General features: G+C 70.5%; 16 protein-coding genes. 7 read left to right on the top strand and 9 right to left on the bottom strand.

Annotated elements, in window-relative coordinates; genetic code table 11:
* Positions 1-15: 15 nt before the first annotated feature.
* Genes R6Y94_RS11045 through R6Y94_RS11035 form a run of 3 tightly spaced genes read left to right on the top strand, consistent with a single transcriptional unit; the run spans position 16 to position 2,931 of the window.
* Complete coding sequence (locus R6Y94_RS11045) at positions 16-1,173, top strand: sensor histidine kinase (protein WP_318395722.1); 1,158 nt, start codon at positions 16-18, stop codon at positions 1,171-1,173.
* On the top strand, positions 1,166-2,290 hold the full coding sequence (locus tag R6Y94_RS11040) for a hypothetical protein (RefSeq protein ID WP_318395721.1): 1,125 nt from the start codon (positions 1,166-1,168) through the stop codon (positions 2,288-2,290). Before R6Y94_RS11045 ends, R6Y94_RS11040 begins: the two co-directional genes overlap by 8 nt.
* Positions 2,291-2,295: 5 nt before the next feature.
* The gene (locus R6Y94_RS11035) at positions 2,296-2,931 is read left to right on the top strand and encodes a response regulator transcription factor (RefSeq protein WP_318395720.1); all 636 of its coding nucleotides are present in this window, start codon (positions 2,296-2,298) and stop codon (positions 2,929-2,931) included.
* A gap of 101 nt (positions 2,932-3,032) precedes the next feature.
* Here the strand turns inward: R6Y94_RS11035 and R6Y94_RS11030 are convergent, their stop codons facing one another.
* The 3 genes from R6Y94_RS11030 to R6Y94_RS11020 form a co-directional block, all read right to left on the bottom strand.
* Positions 3,033-4,265: a cytochrome P450 gene (locus R6Y94_RS11030; protein WP_318395719.1), complete on the bottom strand. Its 1,233-nt coding sequence runs from the start codon at positions 4,263-4,265 to the stop codon at positions 3,033-3,035.
* 298 nt (positions 4,266-4,563) lie between these two features.
* Positions 4,564-5,220 carry a response regulator transcription factor gene (locus R6Y94_RS11025; protein ID WP_318395718.1) on the bottom strand — a complete coding sequence of 219 codons (657 nt, stop codon included), beginning with the start codon at positions 5,218-5,220 and terminating at the stop codon, positions 4,564-4,566.
* On the bottom strand, positions 5,220-6,584 hold the full coding sequence (locus R6Y94_RS11020; protein WP_318395717.1) for a sensor histidine kinase: 1,365 nt from the start codon (positions 6,582-6,584) through the stop codon (positions 5,220-5,222). The genes R6Y94_RS11025 and R6Y94_RS11020 overlap by 1 nt, the downstream gene beginning before the upstream one ends.
* Positions 6,585-6,692: 108 nt before the next feature.
* Here R6Y94_RS11020 and R6Y94_RS11015 point away from each other — a divergent pair, with 108 nt between their 5' ends.
* Both R6Y94_RS11015 and R6Y94_RS11010 read left to right on the top strand, forming a co-directional pair.
* Positions 6,693-7,622 (top strand): ATP-binding cassette domain-containing protein, encoded by a 930-nt coding sequence (locus R6Y94_RS11015; RefSeq protein ID WP_318395716.1) that lies wholly within the window; start codon positions 6,693-6,695, stop codon positions 7,620-7,622.
* Positions 7,619-8,407 (top strand): ABC transporter permease, encoded by a 789-nt coding sequence (locus R6Y94_RS11010; protein WP_318395715.1) that lies wholly within the window; start codon positions 7,619-7,621, stop codon positions 8,405-8,407. The genes R6Y94_RS11015 and R6Y94_RS11010 overlap by 4 nt, the downstream gene beginning before the upstream one ends.
* A gap of 542 nt (positions 8,408-8,949) precedes the next feature.
* Here R6Y94_RS11010 and R6Y94_RS11005 read toward each other — a convergent pair.
* From R6Y94_RS11005 to R6Y94_RS10980, 6 genes are all read right to left on the bottom strand, one after another.
* Positions 8,950-9,963: an alcohol dehydrogenase catalytic domain-containing protein gene (locus R6Y94_RS11005; protein WP_318395714.1), complete on the bottom strand. Its 1,014-nt coding sequence runs from the start codon at positions 9,961-9,963 to the stop codon at positions 8,950-8,952.
* Positions 9,964-10,191: 228 nt separating this feature from the next.
* Positions 10,192-10,923 carry a tetratricopeptide repeat protein gene (locus R6Y94_RS11000; protein WP_318395713.1) on the bottom strand — a complete coding sequence of 244 codons (732 nt, stop codon included), beginning with the start codon at positions 10,921-10,923 and terminating at the stop codon, positions 10,192-10,194.
* Positions 10,924-11,190: 267 nt separating this feature from the next.
* Positions 11,191-11,952, bottom strand: coding sequence for a GNAT family N-acetyltransferase (locus R6Y94_RS10995; protein ID WP_318395712.1), 762 nt, complete (start codon positions 11,950-11,952; stop codon positions 11,191-11,193).
* 91 nt (positions 11,953-12,043) lie between these two features.
* Positions 12,044-12,502 (bottom strand): hypothetical protein, encoded by a 459-nt coding sequence (locus R6Y94_RS10990; protein ID WP_318395711.1) that lies wholly within the window; start codon positions 12,500-12,502, stop codon positions 12,044-12,046.
* Between the two features lie 122 nt (positions 12,503-12,624).
* Complete coding sequence (locus R6Y94_RS10985; RefSeq protein WP_318395710.1) at positions 12,625-13,434, bottom strand: alpha/beta hydrolase; 810 nt, start codon at positions 13,432-13,434, stop codon at positions 12,625-12,627.
* 59 nt (positions 13,435-13,493) lie between these two features.
* Positions 13,494-14,429: an AraC family transcriptional regulator gene (locus R6Y94_RS10980; protein WP_318395709.1), complete on the bottom strand. Its 936-nt coding sequence runs from the start codon at positions 14,427-14,429 to the stop codon at positions 13,494-13,496.
* 87 nt (positions 14,430-14,516) lie between these two features.
* Here R6Y94_RS10980 and R6Y94_RS10975 point away from each other — a divergent pair, with 87 nt between their 5' ends.
* Positions 14,517-15,176: a class I SAM-dependent methyltransferase gene (locus R6Y94_RS10975; RefSeq protein ID WP_318395708.1), complete on the top strand. Its 660-nt coding sequence runs from the start codon at positions 14,517-14,519 to the stop codon at positions 15,174-15,176.
* Positions 15,177-15,365: 189 nt separating this feature from the next.
* Positions 15,366-16,202: a class I SAM-dependent methyltransferase gene (locus tag R6Y94_RS10970; protein ID WP_318395707.1), complete on the top strand. Its 837-nt coding sequence runs from the start codon at positions 15,366-15,368 to the stop codon at positions 16,200-16,202.
* The last annotated feature ends 12 nt before the right edge of the window (positions 16,203-16,214 follow it).

Here is a 16,214-nt window from a genome sequence, read left to right as displayed (position 1 = left end):
TCAAGCTGAGGGGCGGTGGGCACGGTTCCAGGCTTCGGTGATGTGGTGAAGGCGACCGACGGTCGGGAGTCGTTGGTGCTCCTGTCGCGGTTCGGCCGGCGCTTCGCGGCCGTTGTCCGGGTCGCGATCTTCGGGCCGGTCGCCGTCATCGGGCTGCTTCGTGCCACGGACGAGCACGTGGCGTCGACAGCACTGGTGGTCGGCGGCGCCGCGGTGTGGAGCGCAGTGTACGTGTGGTGGCTGCTCCGACGGACGGACCTGTGGGGAGCCGGGGTGGACGCCGCGGTCATGGCCCTGGTGTGCCTGAGCATCTTCTGGACGGACGCGGCGGAGCACGAGAACATCGGTTGGATACGCCTGCTGGTCAGCTTCGCCTGCGTGACCTATCAGTGGTATACGCCGCTGGCGTACGGCATCGCGGCGACCGCGGTGGCTGCCGGGACGTTGCTTGCCGTCGTGCTGAGGTCGGATGCGGCGGCGAACGTGGTGCACGCCGCGATCTGGGTGCTGGCGATCGCGACGCTGTCCCGGGTGGCGTGGCTGCTCGTGGAGCAGGGAGCCCGCAGCGCGGATCGTCTGGCCCGGGACGCGGAGAACGCGCGCAGGGCGCACCAGGTCGCGGCCGCGGTCCGGGCCGACGAGCGGGAACTGGTCAACGCGCTGCATGACACCGCTGCCACGACTCTGTTGATGGTGGGCGGCGGTGAGGTGCCGGCCGGGAACGAGTGGCTCGCGCCACGGGCCCGGCGGGACCTGGAGATGTTGCGTGCGTACGGCGAGCAGGTGGGTTCTCACGCCGATCTGGTGCAGTTCCTCGGCGCGGAGGTGGAGGCGGTGAACCGGCTGCCGGTACACCTCTCGACCCCCTCGGACCTGCTGGTGCCCTACCGCGTCGGCCGCGCGCTGGCTGACGCGGCGCGCGAGGCGATGAACAATGCCGTCCGGCATGCCCGCGCACAGGAGATCACGGTGCGGCTGAGTGGAGGGCCGGCACGGTTGCGGCTGGATGTCGCCGACGATGGCGCGGGCTTCATCCCCGAACAGGTGCCTGCGACCAGGCGAGGCCTGCGGGACTGCATAAGCGGCCGCTTGGCCGCGATCGGCGGTACTGCGACGGTCACCTCCCGGCTCGGCGAGGGCACGCTGGTGCGGCTGGAGTGGCACGGTGGATGACGATCCCCGGGAGGCGATCGAGCGAGCCACCCGAGCCCAGCTGATCGCTCGGCTGCGGTTCGGGGTCCTGGCCGTCGCAGCGAGCGGTCTGCTGCTGCTGAGCCTGCCCAACATTCTGCGGCACTGGACGTGGTACGAGCCGGCGTGGGTGCAGATATGGGCGTTCGCCTTGCTCGCCGGGCTACTGTCCGTCGAGGCGCTGCTGGTGGCCCGTGGCCGACTGTGGCCGGTGGCGTGGCGATGGCCGGCCGTGGCGGTGGTCCTGCTCTGTTCAGCGCTGTCGTACGCGGCGCTGCCCTACGGCCACGCGGCCTTGGCCGGTGACTGGATCTTCGGCGAGGCGACCTGGGTCGGCCTGGTGATCCTGCTGAGTCAACCGCTGCGGGTCCATCTCGGATTTCTCGGCGCCCACTGGAGCGTGGCGCTGGTGAACGTCCTGTTGTCCAGCGACGGCGATCGGGCCATGCTCCTGCGGTTCGCCACGGGGTCGATCGGGGTCATCGGCTACCCGATGTGCATGGCGATAGCTGCCGCCGCGTTCCGGAACATCGCCGCGTCGGCGGCCGCCGCCAAATGGGAAACCGAGCGGATATCGGTCGCGGAGGCCGCAGCGGTCGAATCACACCGACGGCGGCAGCAGCGGCTGGCCGACCTGGGCCACAGCACGATCCCGTTGCTGGAAGGGCTGTCCAGCGGACGGCTCGACCCCCTCGACCGACAGGTCCGCCGCGCTTGCGCGATCGAGTCGGCCCGGATGCGGCGGTTGTTCGCCGAGGTCGACAACGCGCAGAACCAGCTCTTGCACGAGCTGCGGCACTGCGCGGATGTCGCGGACCGCAAAGGCGTACTCGTGGAGCTGGACGCCCGAGGCCAATGCCCGGACCTTCCGCTGCCGGTCCGTCGCGACCTCACCGAGGCCCCGCTCACCATGCTGGCCACGGCGGCGTCGTGGGCGCGGGTCACCGTCATTGGCACTCCCGACCTGGTGTCGGTCAGCGTCGTCGCCGACTGCGGCCAGGTCGACCTGCCGCCGCCCGAGGTGCCGGGGGTACGGCTCGACACGTTTCGCAACGAGGAGAAGCTGTGGGTGGAGGTGCGATGGCGGGCGGGCCCATAACGGCAGTGATCGTTGACGACCATGTAGCGATCGCCGCAGGCGTGCGCTTCTGGTGCAGCCAGGCGCGGCCACCGATCGAGCTGATCGACGCGGAGGCCCGATTGGCAAACGTGTGGACGGGCCCGGGCGCAAAGGCCGACGTGGTCATCCTCGACCTGGAACTGATGCCCAAGACGCCCGCCTTCGGCGAGCTGAGCCGGCTTGTCGACCACGGTCGCCGGGTCATCGTCTACTCCCAGCACACCGACAGCCGTACGGTGCTCAAGTGCGTGAACCTCGGCGCGCTCGCGTACCTGACCAAAACCGAGGGCCAGGAGCACCTGGTACCGGCCATCCAGGCGGCCGCGAACGGCAAGCCGTACACCGCGCCTTCGCTCGGCGGAGTGCTGATAACCGACGATGATCCGGGCCGCCCCCGGATCTCCCGTCGGGAGGCCGAGGTGTTGCGCGCCTGGTTCGCCTCCTCCTCCAAGGAACTCGTCGCCGCCAGGCTGAACATCAGCGTGAAAACCGTGGACACGCACATCGAGCGGGTACGGGTCAAGTACGCCAATGTCGGCCGGCCGGCCCGTACCAAGAGCGAACTCGTGACCCGAGCCCTCCATGACGGCCTGATCACACTCGACGAGCTGGACGAGTAAGCCGTCACGAACTGGACCGGCCGACGTACCGCGACCCGCCCGGACCTGCCCGGCAAGGTTGCCGGCCGACACCTGTGCAGACTCTGGAGTTGGCTCCGGGGTCAGGGGGCGAGCCGGACGGGCAGCGTGCGGTACCCGTTCGAGACGAAGGACTCCAGCGGAAGCAGCTCGCCCGGCTCGGCGGCCAGGGTCAGATCCGGAAAACGCTCGAAGAGCGCGGGGAGCGCGATCGCGGCCTCCAACCTGGCCAGCGGCGCGCCGAGGCAATGATGCACGCCGTGGCCGAAGGCCAGATGCTCCTTGGCCGCGCGGGTGACGTCGAACCGGTCGGCGTCGCCGCCGTGTACGAGCGGGTCACGTCCGGCCGCCCCGTAGCAGGCGAGGATGGCCTCGCCCGCGCGTAGCCTGACGCCGTCACCGACGTCGATGTCCTCGACGGCGAAGCGCAGCGGCAGGTTCGGCACCGGCGCCTGGTTGCGTAGCGTTTCCTCGATCACCTCCTCCCAGCTGACCCGCCCGCTGCGGACGAGGCCGAGTTGGTCGGGGTGGGTGAGCATCGCGACAACCGCGTTGCCGAGCAGGTTGACGGTGGTCTCGTGGCCAGCGCTCACGAACAGCCCCAGCGTGTCGACCAGTTCGTCCTCGGACAGCGACGACCTGTCGTCGCGGGCGGCGATCAGGGCCGAGGCGAGATCGTCGCCGGGTCGCTGGCGCTTCTCGGCGATCAGCTCCCGGAGGATCTGCTGCAGGCGTGGGAAGGCGGCGACGGTCTCCTCGGGCGCCTTACCGATGTTGAACAACGCGTCCACGCACCGGGACACCTCCTCGCGGGTGGCGTCGTCACTGATGCCGAACAGCTCGCAGATCACCGTGACCGGCAACTGGTAGGCATAGCGTTCGCGCAGGTCCACCGGCCCATCCGGGGGTAGGTCGGCCAGCTCGGTCAGCAGGTCGCCGGTGATCGCCTCGACACGCGGCCGCAGCGCGGCGATCCGGCGTGCGGTGAAGGCGCCGGCGACCAGCCCGCGCAGCCGCCGGTGATCGGGACCATAGGCGCTGAGCATGTTGCGGACGGCCACCCACGGGAACAGTGGCCAGTCTGAGGAGATCTCGCCGTTGATCCATGCCGGCCAGTGCTGGTAGGCGTCCTTGGACACGCGCGGGTCGACGAGCAGGCGCTTGAGCAGCCCTTGGTCGCTCACCGCCCAGGCCCGCACGCCGCCAGGCATCTCGACGCGGGCGACCGAGCCGATTCGGCGGATGCGCTCCGCGTCGCCGAGGATGTCGCGACCAGTGGGGTCGATGGCGAAGGTACCGACGTCAGGGGCGTCCATAAGCCCTCTCCAGGATGATGGTTGGCGGGGGGGGTGCTGCTGACCCTCGTGCGGCGCGGGGTCCCGAGCGGCACGGTGCCGGATCCTGCCGGCGGAGGACGCCACGTGCGCATCGGTCACATCGACAAGTATCGACCGAGTTGCACCGGTCATCCAGGGAAAGGTTCCTCCGGAATGAAACGGACCCGTTCCAGGCGCGCGGCAGTGTACGCAGCGGTCATGCCGAACCCGGTCGACCGCGGCAAACCGGGCAGCACGATCCATGTCATCTGGGACGCAGGCCAGGCGCGGAACGTGGTCACGACAGGCCGGCCTGGTGGGCGAGGACGGCGGCCTGGACCCGGTTCTGCGCGTCGAGCTTGATGAGGATCGAGCTGACGTGCGCCTTCACGGTTCCCTCGACGACGTGCAGGGAGCGGGCGATCTGGCCGTTGGAGTGTCCGGCGCCGAGCAGCGCGAGTACCTCGCGTTCCCGCTCGGTCAGCGACCCGACGCGCCGTGCCGCATCGGCGGCCCGGCGGCGGTGGCTGTCGCGGTAGGTCCCGATGACCTGCCGGGCGATGGCCGGCGAGAGGAAGGCGGCTCCGTCGCTGACGGCGTGCACCGCGGCGATCAGTTCGCGCGGGTCGGCGGCCTTGAGTAGGAACCCGGCGGCGCCACCGCCGAGCGCCCGCGCGATGTACTCCTCCTCGCCGAAGGTGGTGAGCATCACGATGCTGGTGGTCGGTACCGTGGCGGCGATCGCGTCGGCCGCGGCGAGTCCGTCGAGAACCGGCATCCGGATGTCCAGCAGCGCGATGTCGGGACGGTGGGCGCGGCACAGCTCGACGGCTCGGCGTCCGTCGGCGGCCTCGGCAACGACCTCGATGCGGTCGTCGGTGTCCAGGATCGCCCGGACACCGGCGCGGATCATGGCCTCGTCGTCGGCCAGCAGTACCCGGATCGGGGTCACCATCACACCTTTTCCATCCGGTCCTTGGCGACGAGTACGTCTTCGTCGCTGAAACAGAGTCGGTAGACGCCGGCGGCGTCGCTGAACAGGCTGGCACCGGCCTGGAAGTAGCTGCAGGTCGAGCCGGCCGGTTTCGGCGGCTCGTTCAGGATTCGCGGCAGCGGGTCGATCTCGCGTGGCGGCAACCGCGGCTGGATCTGTGCCCGCGTCTGGCCGAGCCGCAGGTGTTGGTACAGCTCGTCGGAGAGCCCGACGCGTGCGACGGTGTACATCTGCAGGATGGCGAGGGCCGCGACGAGCAGGAGCGCGGCGCCGAGCGGAAGGGCGGCGGACTGCATCTGCCGGCGGCGGGTGAGCCGCCTCGTGCCTTGCAGTTCGAATCCGGCGGGACCGTCGTCGAGCCGCGATCCGGCGTCGTCGGGCAGCACCGCGGTGACGGCCCAGCCGCCGTCCGGCCGAGGCCCGGCTTCGAGCCGGCCGCCGACCAGCCGGACCCGCTCGTCCAGCCCGATCAGCCCCTGCCCGCTGCCGGTACCGTCGCCCGGCCGCGCCGGTGCCTCGTTCACGACGTCGATGCGGGTGCCAGCGTGCTGGCGGGCGATAGTGACGGTGACCTGCGCTCCGGGTGCGTGTCGGGCGGCGTTCGTCAACGACTCCTGGACCACGCGGTGCACCGCCTGGCTGCTCATCGGCAACCATGTCGGGCCTGATCCGTCACGGCGAAGCCGCACCCGCATGCCGGCCGTGACGGCGCGGCGGACCAGATCGTCGACGCTCTCGTCGGCGGGTTGCAGCTCGGCGGCGGCATCGGCGCTGCCGAGTACCCGGAGGATGTCGCGCAGCCGTTCGGTGGCCCGGACCGCGCTCGCCCGCAGTTCGCCGGCGGCGTGACGGTGCTTGTCGGTGAGGTCGCCGGCCAGTTCCAGCGCACCGCTGTGCAGCGCGATCAGGGCCAGTTCGTGTCCGAGCGAGTCATGCATGTCCCGGGCGATCGTCGTCCGCTCGCGCAGCCGGGCCTGTCCCGCGACGATCGTGCGCTCGCGCTCGCTGTGCTCGGCACTCAGGCGCCGGTAGCGGCCCACCCACCACGGCAGCACCGAGACGACGAACAACACCAGGACCAGCGTGAGCCAGTACGACAACGGATTGGTGGAGCGCCACAGCGCCACCGCGAGCCCGGCGAACGCCGCCGCCGTGAAAACCCACAGCGCGACCGAGAGCGAGGCCATCCGCCGCCCGGCAACGAAAGCCGGCACGATTGCCACCAGGGGCAGCCAGCCGCCGGTGCTGAAGACCTCCGAGACCGACGCCCCGGCCGACACGATCAGCAGCGGTGTCCACGCCCGGTCCGCCCGGTCGTAACGCACCAGGCCACGATACATACGCTGGTGCCGGCGGCACCCTTGACGAAAGTCAGGGGCAGCCCTGACGACGGACCGATGTCCGGCAGACCGGTTCCTCGTAGCGTCCGGGACATGATCAGAGCTCAAGGACTGCATAAACGGTACCGCGAGAAGGTCGCCGTCGATGATCTCTCGTTCGAGGTACTTCCGGGTATGGTGACGGGTTTCCTCGGTCCCAACGGGGCCGGCAAGTCCACCACCATGCGCCTGATGCTCGGTCTCGACCACGGCGGCGGCGAGACCCTGTTCGACGGACGCCGGTTCGGCACGATCCGGCATCCGATGCGCCAGATCGGTGCCGTACTGGAGGCCAGGGCGTTCCACCCGACCCGCACCGCCCGGAACCATCTGCGGATGCTGGCCGCCGGCGGCGGGATCCCGGCGGCCCGGGCAGACGAGGTGTTGGAGTTCGTCGGGTTGGCGGAGGTGGCCCGGAAGAAGCCGCGGAGCTTCTCGCTGGGCATGGCGCAGCGGCTGGGGCTGGCGCAGGCCCTGTTGGGGGATCCGCAGACGCTGATTCTCGACGAGCCGGCCAACGGGCTGGACCCGCACGGCATCCACTGGCTGCGCGACATATTGAAGTCGCTTGCGGCGCAGGGGCGCACCATCCTCGTCTCCAGTCACCTGCTGTCGGAGATGGAGCTGATGGCCGACGAACTGGTGGTGATCGGCCGCGGAAGAATGATCTACAACGGCGACGTGGACGGGTTCGTGCGGCAGTTCACCCAGGCGACCGTCCAGATCCGCAGCCCCCGGTCCGACCGGCTCGCCCAGGCGCTGAAGGGTACCCACGGCGTCGAGGTCGAGGTCGCCGATGACGGCGCGCTGCGGGTGTCCGGGGCCGACGCGGCCGCCGTGGGCGAGATCGCGTTCGCCAACAACATCCCGCTGCACGAGTTGACCACCCTGACCGCGTCGCTGGAAACGGCGTTCATCTCCGCCACCGGCTCCTCGGAGGAGTACGTCGCCCGTCAGCTCAGCACGGCTGGCGGTGCCTCATGATCGACGCGTTGCGCTTCGAATGGGTACGCCTCCGTACCATCCGCTCGACGTACTGGCTCATCGGCCTGGCCCTGTTCCTCAACGCCGCGGTGGCGTTCCTGGTCAATCTGGCCACCCGGAACAATCCGCTGGACACTGACATCGTCGGGGCTACCGTGACCGGCGGAGGCACCGCCTCGCCGCTGCCGCTGCTGGCGGTGTTCATGGCCGCCGTCGGCATCCTCGCCACCGGTCACGAGTACCGGTACGGCACGATCCAGCCAACGCTGACCACCATCCCGCGCCGAGCCACGGTCCTGACCGCCAAGCTCGCGGTCGTGGCCGCCGCGGCGGTGGCGGTCACGGTCGCGTCCATGCTCGTCAACGTCGCCGTCGGCCTCGTCTTCTGGGGTGAGTTCCCGGGGCTGACCGAGCAGCCTCTCGATGCGGCACTGCCCGGCTACGTCCTGCTCGTCGTGCTGTGGGCCGTGCTGGGCGCCGCACTGGCCCAGTTGTTCCGCAGCGTGCCGGCGGCGCTGGTGGCGATCCTCGTGACGCCCCTCGTCGTGGAACAGATGATCTTCAGGCTGTCGCTCGTCCCCGCGCTCGACTGGCTCGCGCCCATGATCAAGTTCCTGCCGTTCTCCGCCGGCCTGCGGCTGGTCGACCTCAGCGGAACCGCCGCTCTCACCGACGCCGACAACTTCGACCTGTTCGGCCGCTGGGCGGCCGGTGGCGTCTTCACGGCCTTCGTCGCCATCGTCCTGACCGCCGCCTGGACATTGTTCGCGCGCCGGGACGCCTGACGGGAGCCGTCGGGAGGAGCAGGACGCGCGACACCTCGCCCAGGTCGTACCCCGGCACCGCGACTGCGCCCGGCGCCTCGCGCCGCACAGCAACTCGACGCCGATATCGGCCGGACCGACCTGCGGCCGACCGCGATGTGCGGGCAACTGCTCACGGGAAGGACAGCCGCCTCGCCCGGGGACACTCGGATGCGACGGACGGAGGTCACCGTCCCGTGGACAACGAGCGGCGGCCCGGCGGCTGGCGGAGTCCGCCGCGGCTCGGACGCCAGTCCGCCCCGTCCCGACTGTCCACCGTCAGACCAGTCGCCGAGGCCAGTCCGAGCCCGAGCAGGAACAGCAGGAGCAGGAGAAGTGACATAACATTGCCTACCTCAGTTATTTCATTGACTCAGTCAACAGTATCACTGAACGGCGCCGACCGGCGCCCGGGCACGGGCCTGACCTTGGGAAGGGCCTGTGTGGTCGAGGGGGCAACAGTGTCAGATGGTGGCGGGATCTCGGGCTCGGTCGATGTCCGGCCATGCGGTCACGGGTGGCGTTCAGTCGAAGGTGATGACCGACCGCTTGCCGGAATGGCCCTTGGCCATGTTGTCGAGCACCGTGTTGGCGTCGCGCAGCCCTATCGGGGTGATCTCGGGCAGGATGTCGTGTGCCGCCGAGAACGCGAGGGTGTCGCGGAGGTCGTGCGGGGAGCCGGACGGATTGACCATGACGTGCAGTCGGTTGAGGACCATCGTCCGGGTGGGCAGGGTCAGCGGCTCGGGGTCGTACCCGCACAGCACGAGCCAGCCGTCGGGCGCCAGACCGGGGAGCGTCGCCGCGGCAGCCGAGGTGGACGGCGTGGCGTTGAGGACGAGGTTCGCACCGCAGCCGTCCCATGCCTTGAGCGCCTCGGCCGGGTCGGTCTCCTGGGTGGCGATGAAGCGCTCGGCGCCCATCTTCCTCGCGGCCGCTTCGCCCCGGTTCGACCGGCCGATGACGGCCACCCGGGCTCCCATGGCAACGGCGTAGCGGGTCGCCAGCGCCCCGACGCCCCCGGTGCCGATGACCGCGACGCGCGAGGTGGCGGTGATGCCGCCCTGCCGCAGGCTGTTGAAGGCGGTCAGGCCCGCGCACATCAACGGGGCCGCGGCGACCGGGTCGAGTCCGTCCGGCAGCGGGGTCACGAAGTCGGCCTTCAGCACCGCATACTCGGCGTAACCGCCGTCCAGCACGATGCCCGTGATGCGCTTACGGGGGCAGAGGATCTGCTCGCCGCGCACGCAGTAGTCGCAGTGGCGGCAGGAGTCGCCCAGGAACTGGGCGCCCACGGACGCACCGACCTCCGGCCACGACACGCCGGGGCCAGTAGCGGTCACCACGCCGGTGATCTCGTGACCGGGGACGACCGGGAAGCGGGCGATGGGCCAGTGGCCCTGGAGCAGGTCCAGGTCCGTGTAACAGATCCCGCACGCGCTGATCTTGACTAGGACCTCGCCCTGTCCAGGTTCGGGTACCCGGCGTTCGGTGACCGCGAGCGGCTCACCAACTGCGGTGGCAATGGCCGTAAGCATGGGCAAACCTCACTCCTATCCGCATAAGCGGTCGAACATCCCCTCCCTCACGGCGACGGGCCGAGCACAGGACATCCGGCCACCCCCGCACGAAGCTCACGCCTACCCGGCCGGCCAGCCGAGACACCTGGACCGCCGCCGCTTCATGTCGCGCCAAAAACGCTGTGCGGGTTGGTCGCAGCAGAGATGGACGCAAGGTCAGCACCATCAATACTTCGCCACCTCCCCTCACTCCTCGCGGTCGTCGGTGAAGGCCGCGGCCGGGTCGAGGAGCTGACCTCGTGCGTACTCCTCGGTGAAGGCGGCCGGTCCGAGCGCCTCGGTCGCGGCGGCGCGGGCCTTGGCCAGGTCGGCCGCGTCGTCGGGATCCGGTACCTGGCCGAGCGACGCGAACGCGGCGTCGGCGACGCCGATCATCCGCGCTGTCCGCGCGTGATCGCCCTCGACCGAGGCGAGCGCGGCGCCCGCCACGCAGACGTACGGCACGAAGTCGGCCCAGCCGTTGCGGAACACCCGCTCACGGCCCTCGGCGAACAGCTCTCTCGCCACGTCGAGATTGCCCAGACCCAGCTCACAGAAGGCGAGGTTGTGATATTCCGAGTTCACCATCCTGGGCTGGCCGAGCGCCTCGTTGAGGGCGATGCTCTCCAGGTACAGCTCCCGCGCACGGAGCAGGTCGCCGGACATCCGGGCCACGGCTGCCAGTACGTGCCTCGGCCGTTCCTCAAGGCTCCGGTCACCGGAACGCACCGCGACCGCGAGCGCCTCCCGAGCCCGAGCCTCCCCGCCCGGCAGGTCACCCCCGCGGATGGCCACCCGCGCCAGGCTGTACCGGGCCTCCACCTCGCCCGCCGGGTCGCCGGCCGCCCGGGCCCGCTCGATCTCGGCCTCGCTCATCCGTACCACGACATCGCTCTCACCACGCCGGAAGGCCGCACGCACGTCCGCGCTGAAGTTCATGACTCGTATCTCCCACATATTTTCACGGCGCGCTCAGAAAAGTCCGGCGCTCGACCTCTGAACCCGCTGTTCGACCTCTGAAACCTGCTGGAGCGGCGCGGGAACCGGTCCAGGCCGCCCGCGGCCGAGCCCGGACAAGCCGCCTCCATGCCTGCGTCAGGGGCGTCACACAGAACCGTTCGGGTGTCCAGGCGCCCCGCCCACCACCTCGACAGCCGGGTCGGCAGCGGGCGGCCCGGCTCGTCCTCGACCCGACGGTCTCGTCCGTCACCCCGCGGTGAACACGGTCCAGTTCTCCACCAGGCGGAAGCCCATCGACTCGTAGAGGGGCCGGCCCATCGCGCTGGCGTGCAGGTAGGCGGCGTCCGCGCCGGACGCGACGCCGTCGAGGAGTACTGCCTCGGTGACCGCCCGGCCCAGGCCACGGCACCGGGCGGACGGAACGACGGCGATGTTGAACACACCCACCACGTCACGGGTTCGGATCCCGAGTCCGGTGGCGGCGGGCCGGCCGGACTCCTCGGCCAGATAGCCGGTGACGGGTTCGCTGTCGAGCACGCCACCGCCCATCAGCGAGCCGAAAGCCCCGTCGGGAACCTCGAAGCCCTGAGCGAGAACCGCGGTATAGCGGTCGCTCTCGGCCGCGCCGACCCGGCGCACCAGATCCCGCGGTGCGGTGCCGGCCCGGAACACGAAGTCGCCACCGGCGCAGGCCAGAAACGGCAGATCACTACGTTGGACCAATCCGTGCCGGGCCGCGAGGCCGGCGACCTCGTCGCCCACCCCGGCACGAACCATGATCGACCAGTACGCGGCCTGCCTACCCACCTCGGTCGCCAACTCCCCGAGCGACCCGAGATCCGGCTCGAGTGACGTGTCACAGGCCACGTTCAACGTCGCGATGTCGGCACGGGTCACCGCCGCACGGGCGGTCCCCCGTTCGGCGTACCAGCCCTTCGGGGTCACCCGACAAAGGAACTCGATGGCGTCGAAATACGCCGCCGCCATCCGGTCAGCGGTGGTGTTCATGGCTGTCTCCCTCACCTGTCCGGTAGCCAACCTAACCCGGGCGACTTGACAGACTCTTACCGCTGGTCAGGGGCGGCGGTCGAGCAGCGGTTCAGCCGGGGAGGCGATCGCCACCCAACGCCGGGCTCCGGGTCGGCGATGAAGCCGGCCACGCAACGTCGTCGATGGCGAGCCACGGCGCCTCGGCCACGGCGGTGGGCGTGAGTTCGTCCCACGACGCGGCGGCCCGCAACCTGTCCTCGACCCGCCCGGCGTCGCGGCCCCAGACATCCTTCAGCGCGGCCATCGTCCCGCTGAGCTCGGCCGACGCGCCGAGCACCGCGGCCGCCGCGACCGGCTGCAACCGGATCTGGAGGCAGTCGCCCCTCCGGCCGGCCGCCCGAAGATCTCCGGGGAGGAGCCCGACGACGACACTGCCGCGCTCGTGCCGGCCGTGGGTGTCGCAGACGAGGCCTTCTCCCTCGCTCAGGTCGAAAAGCAGGGTGACCGACGGATGCGCGACCATGGCGATGTCCACCAGTGCTGGGGCACGGTGGCGGAATCCCGCCATGCTGACCCCCGGCAGTCGATTCGACGGGCGCGGAACTGCGACGTCGACCCACGCCCAGTCCAGCGGTGTCCCGGTCGACAACACGTGGCCAGTCTATGTTTCGGGGTCCACAGGCCGGACTGTCAGTGTTCCGTTGCCGTGAAGCCCAACAGCAGCTCGCTGATCGCCTCGGGCGCTTCGAACATGGGTACGTGCCCGACACCGGGCAGCATCTCGACCCGCGCGGCCGGCACCGCGTCGTACTGGTGCGCCGACGACGGCTCCCAGCGGGGGTCGGCAGCGCCGAAGATCACCAGCAATGGGACCTTGAGGTCGGCGAGACGCTCGGGCACGTTGCGTTCGGCGAGGTACGCGGTGTTGCGCCGCAGCACCGCCCTGACCGTGCGGTACGTGATGCCCCGCAGGTCGGCGACCGCGTCGTCCGGGATGTCCACCGGGCGGGCGCACGTCGCGCTGATCCCTCTGCGGATCATCGCGTCGGAACGCCTCGACCAGACGAGCGGGCCGAACGGTGGGGCCAACAGAATCCGAAGGATGAGCGGCTGCCGGAGCAGCGCGCCAGGACTCGGGCCGGTACTGATCAGCGCGAGCGACCTGACCAGCTCGGGGCGCTGTTCGACAAGGGCGGTGGCCACGTAGCCACCGCTGGAGTGCCCCACCACGACGACGCGACGGAGGCCGAGTTCGTCGAGCACCGCCGCCACCCGGCCAGCCTGGTCGGGCAGGTCGGATGACGGCGGTGGCGGGGACTGGCCGCAGCCTGGGAGATCGACCCGGATGACGTGATGGTGGGCGGCCAGTGCCGGGACCACCGGGCGCCAGGAAGCGCCCGAGGCCCCCGATCCGTGGATGAGCAACAGCGGCGGCGCCTGCCGCGGCCCGTCGTGGACCACGTGCATCGCGTGCGACTGCTCGACGTCGTACTCACTCATGCCGGAAATGATGGACGGGCCGCGGGCCATCGGTCTTGGACAAATGTCCGTGGAGTGTTTCACCGGGTGGGAAGGGCGGTGTCGCGCCACTGCCCCGGGGTCACCCCGTGGTCGGCGCGGAAGCGTTTGATGAAGTAGCTGACGTCGGGATAGCCGACCCGGCGGCTGATCGCCGCCACGGTCAAATCGGTCTCGGTGAGCAGCAGGCGTGCCTGCTGCATGCGGCGCTGCGCGATCCACTGCTGAACGGTCCGGCCGGTCTTGCGGCGTACCACGGTGGTGAGATGGCCGGCGGTGAGCGCGAGTTCGGCGGCGACGTCGGCGAGCGAGATGCCCTCGTGGTAGCGCTGCTCGATGGCGTCGAAGACGGCCGCGAGCAGCGGCTCGTCCGAGGACCGCAACTGGTCGGCGACGCCGGTCGACAGCCGAGCCGCAGCCACGAGCAACAGGGTCAGGTGGGCGAGGGCGGCTTCCTGGTGGCCGTCGCGCCGGGCCCGTAGCTCGGCATCGAGCACGGCGAAGCGCTCGACCCACCCCGCCCGGTCGGCCGCTGGGATGCGCAGCCGCTGCGCCCGATCGGTGCCCTGTGCGAACGGGAAGAGCAACGGGTGCGCCCGCCACGACGAGTAGGCCCCGGACATCCCGGGCCGCACCACGTCGGCGGGAAACCACACCACCCAGCCGTCGGTGGCGACCTCCTCGTGCGGGTCACGGAGCGAGACGACCTGCCCCGGTGCGATGACGAACACGTCGCCGTCGGTCACCGTCCATCTCCGGCCGTCGATCAACACCGCGCCGTCGGCACGATGCGCGTAGAAGAGCGCCAGGAAGTCGTGCGTGTGCGCGCCGCCGCCGGCAGGGCCGACCGGCAGGTTCTCGGGGACCCGGGCCACCGCGACCGGGGCAACGCCGGGCACGTGGCCGAAGCCGATGACCGGTACGCCGTGGCCGGTCACTCCGACAGGGCGGGACCCGGGACCCAAGTTTTGTCGCATCTCATCCACAGTTTCGCCATTGTCCATGTCCTCATGCCGGATGAGGCTGAGGGTACGACCAAACTTCATCGGATATTGGAGCGTGACATGACCGGACCGGCCGACGCCAGTCGCGAGCAGCACTACCTGCCCGCCATGGGCAAGCACTGGCTGCTGCCCCTGTACGATCCGTTCGCCCGCCTCGCGGGCGTCGGACGCGTTCACAAACAGCTTTTGGACCTCGCCGACCTCCGACCCGGCCAGCGGATCCTGGAGATCGGCTGCGGCACCGGCAACCTGCTGCGGGCGCTCGGGCGTCGCCGCTTGGACGTCGACGCGCTGGGCATCGACCCGGACCCGGCCGTGCTGCGCCGGGCCCGCCGCAAGGCGGCCCGGGCCAAGCTCCCGATCCGGTACCAGCGCGCCTTCGCCGGCGCGCTGCCGTTGCCCGACGACAGCTTCGACCGGGTGCTGTCCGCGTTCATGCTGCACCACCTCGACGAGGACGATCGGACGCGCGCACTGCGTGAAGTCGGGCGGGTGCTGCGTCCCGGCGGTGAACTGCACGTGGTGGACATCGACGGCACGCCGTCCGGGCGGGGAGCGGGCCGGGCCCACCGCGATCCCCGGCTGGCGGGCAGCCTTCCCGAGCGGGTGCTGGCCGCGCTGACCGATGCCGGCCTGACCGGTGTCACGGAAAGCGGTCGTGGGAGGAGCCGGCTCGGCGGCGTCGTCTTCTACCGCGCCGCAGCAGGCGGAGCGGGGTAGGGCTGGCCGTCCTCCGGGTCGACAGTCCCACCCTTGGCCGTCAACCGTCGCGGCGCGATCGCAGTGTCGGCACGGTGTCGGCGGCAGTATCGGTCAGTTGGAACGGCCCGCCGCGTTGACGCATGCTCCCCGATGGGCCATTCTGAACACACATTCATGAACGACTGTTCATATCGGACGGGAGTACCGGTGGCAGGCATCGTCAACACCGCCCAGGCGCAGGCGTGGAACGGCTACGAGGGCGAGCACTGGGCGGCGCACGACGACCGTTACGACGCGGTGAACGGCGGCTTCAACGAGTACCTGCTCGACGCGGCCGGAATCGGCGTGCGGGATCGGATACTCGACGTCGGCTGTGGGAACGGTCAACTGACCCGGTTGGCGGCCGGCCGAGCCCCGCACGGGTACGCAACCGGTGTCGACCTGTCAACTCCCATGCTCGCCCGGGCGCGGGCCCGCGCGGCGGCCGAGCTTGTTCCCAACGTCGCCTTCGAGCAGGGTGACGTGCAGGTCCACCCGTTCCAGGAGGGCGCCTTCGACGTCGCGGTCAGCCGGTTCGGGGTGATGTTCTTCGCCGACCCCGTCGCCGCCTTCGCCAACATCCGGCGCGCGCTGCGCCGGGCGGGCCGGCTCGGGTTCGTGTCCCTGACCGAACTCACCGGCACCGACCTGGGCACCGTGTTCGACGCGATGGCCCCGTACCTGCCGCGCCCGACCGGCGCGGATGGCAGCGGACCCACGTCGTTGGCCGATCCCGCGCGGATCCGCCGCCTGCTGGCTGATGCCGGATTCCGGGAGATCACCTGCACGCGCGTCGAAGCGGACCAGATCTGGGGTCGAGACGTCCCCGACGCAGTCGAGTTCCTCACCGGCTGGGGACCGGTCAGGTACCACATGACGCAGGTCGGCCCCGAGGCCGCGGTGCACGCTCGGGACGCGCTCACCACCGCGCTGGGCTCCTTCGCCCAGCCCGAGGCCGTCCGGCTACGCGGCACGGCGTGGCTGGTCACCGCCGCTACCCCGTAACGTTCTCCTGCC

Source organism: Plantactinospora sp. KLBMP9567 (assembly GCF_033446045.1).
Classification (GTDB): domain Bacteria; phylum Actinomycetota; class Actinomycetes; order Mycobacteriales; family Micromonosporaceae; genus Plantactinospora.
This window is presented reverse-complemented; position numbering and strand designations above follow the sequence as displayed.

What these genes read in the sequence shown, in the direction of transcription:
- R6Y94_RS10980 (WP_318395709.1), bottom strand. Translation starts at nt 14,429, where the DNA reads ATGCGACAAAACTTGGGTCCCGGGTCCCGCCCTGTCGGAGTGACCGGC.
- R6Y94_RS10975 (WP_318395708.1), top strand. Translation starts at nt 14,517, where the DNA reads ATGACCGGACCGGCCGACGCCAGTCGCGAGCAGCACTACCTGCCCGCC.
- R6Y94_RS10985 (WP_318395710.1), bottom strand. Translation starts at nt 13,434, where the DNA reads ATGAGTGAGTACGACGTCGAGCAGTCGCACGCGATGCACGTGGTCCAC.
- R6Y94_RS10995 (WP_318395712.1), bottom strand. Translation starts at nt 11,952, where the DNA reads ATGAACACCACCGCTGACCGGATGGCGGCGGCGTATTTCGACGCCATC.
- R6Y94_RS11005 (WP_318395714.1), bottom strand. Translation starts at nt 9,963, where the DNA reads ATGCTTACGGCCATTGCCACCGCAGTTGGTGAGCCGCTCGCGGTCACC.
- R6Y94_RS10990 (WP_318395711.1), bottom strand. Translation starts at nt 12,502, where the DNA reads ATGGCGGGATTCCGCCACCGTGCCCCAGCACTGGTGGACATCGCCATG.
- R6Y94_RS11010 (WP_318395715.1), top strand. Translation starts at nt 7,619, where the DNA reads ATGATCGACGCGTTGCGCTTCGAATGGGTACGCCTCCGTACCATCCGC.
- R6Y94_RS11030 (WP_318395719.1), bottom strand. Translation starts at nt 4,265, where the DNA reads ATGGACGCCCCTGACGTCGGTACCTTCGCCATCGACCCCACTGGTCGC.
- R6Y94_RS11025 (WP_318395718.1), bottom strand. Translation starts at nt 5,220, where the DNA reads ATGGTGACCCCGATCCGGGTACTGCTGGCCGACGACGAGGCCATGATC.
- R6Y94_RS11000 (WP_318395713.1), bottom strand. Translation starts at nt 10,923, where the DNA reads ATGAACTTCAGCGCGGACGTGCGTGCGGCCTTCCGGCGTGGTGAGAGC.
- R6Y94_RS11015 (WP_318395716.1), top strand. Translation starts at nt 6,693, where the DNA reads ATGATCAGAGCTCAAGGACTGCATAAACGGTACCGCGAGAAGGTCGCC.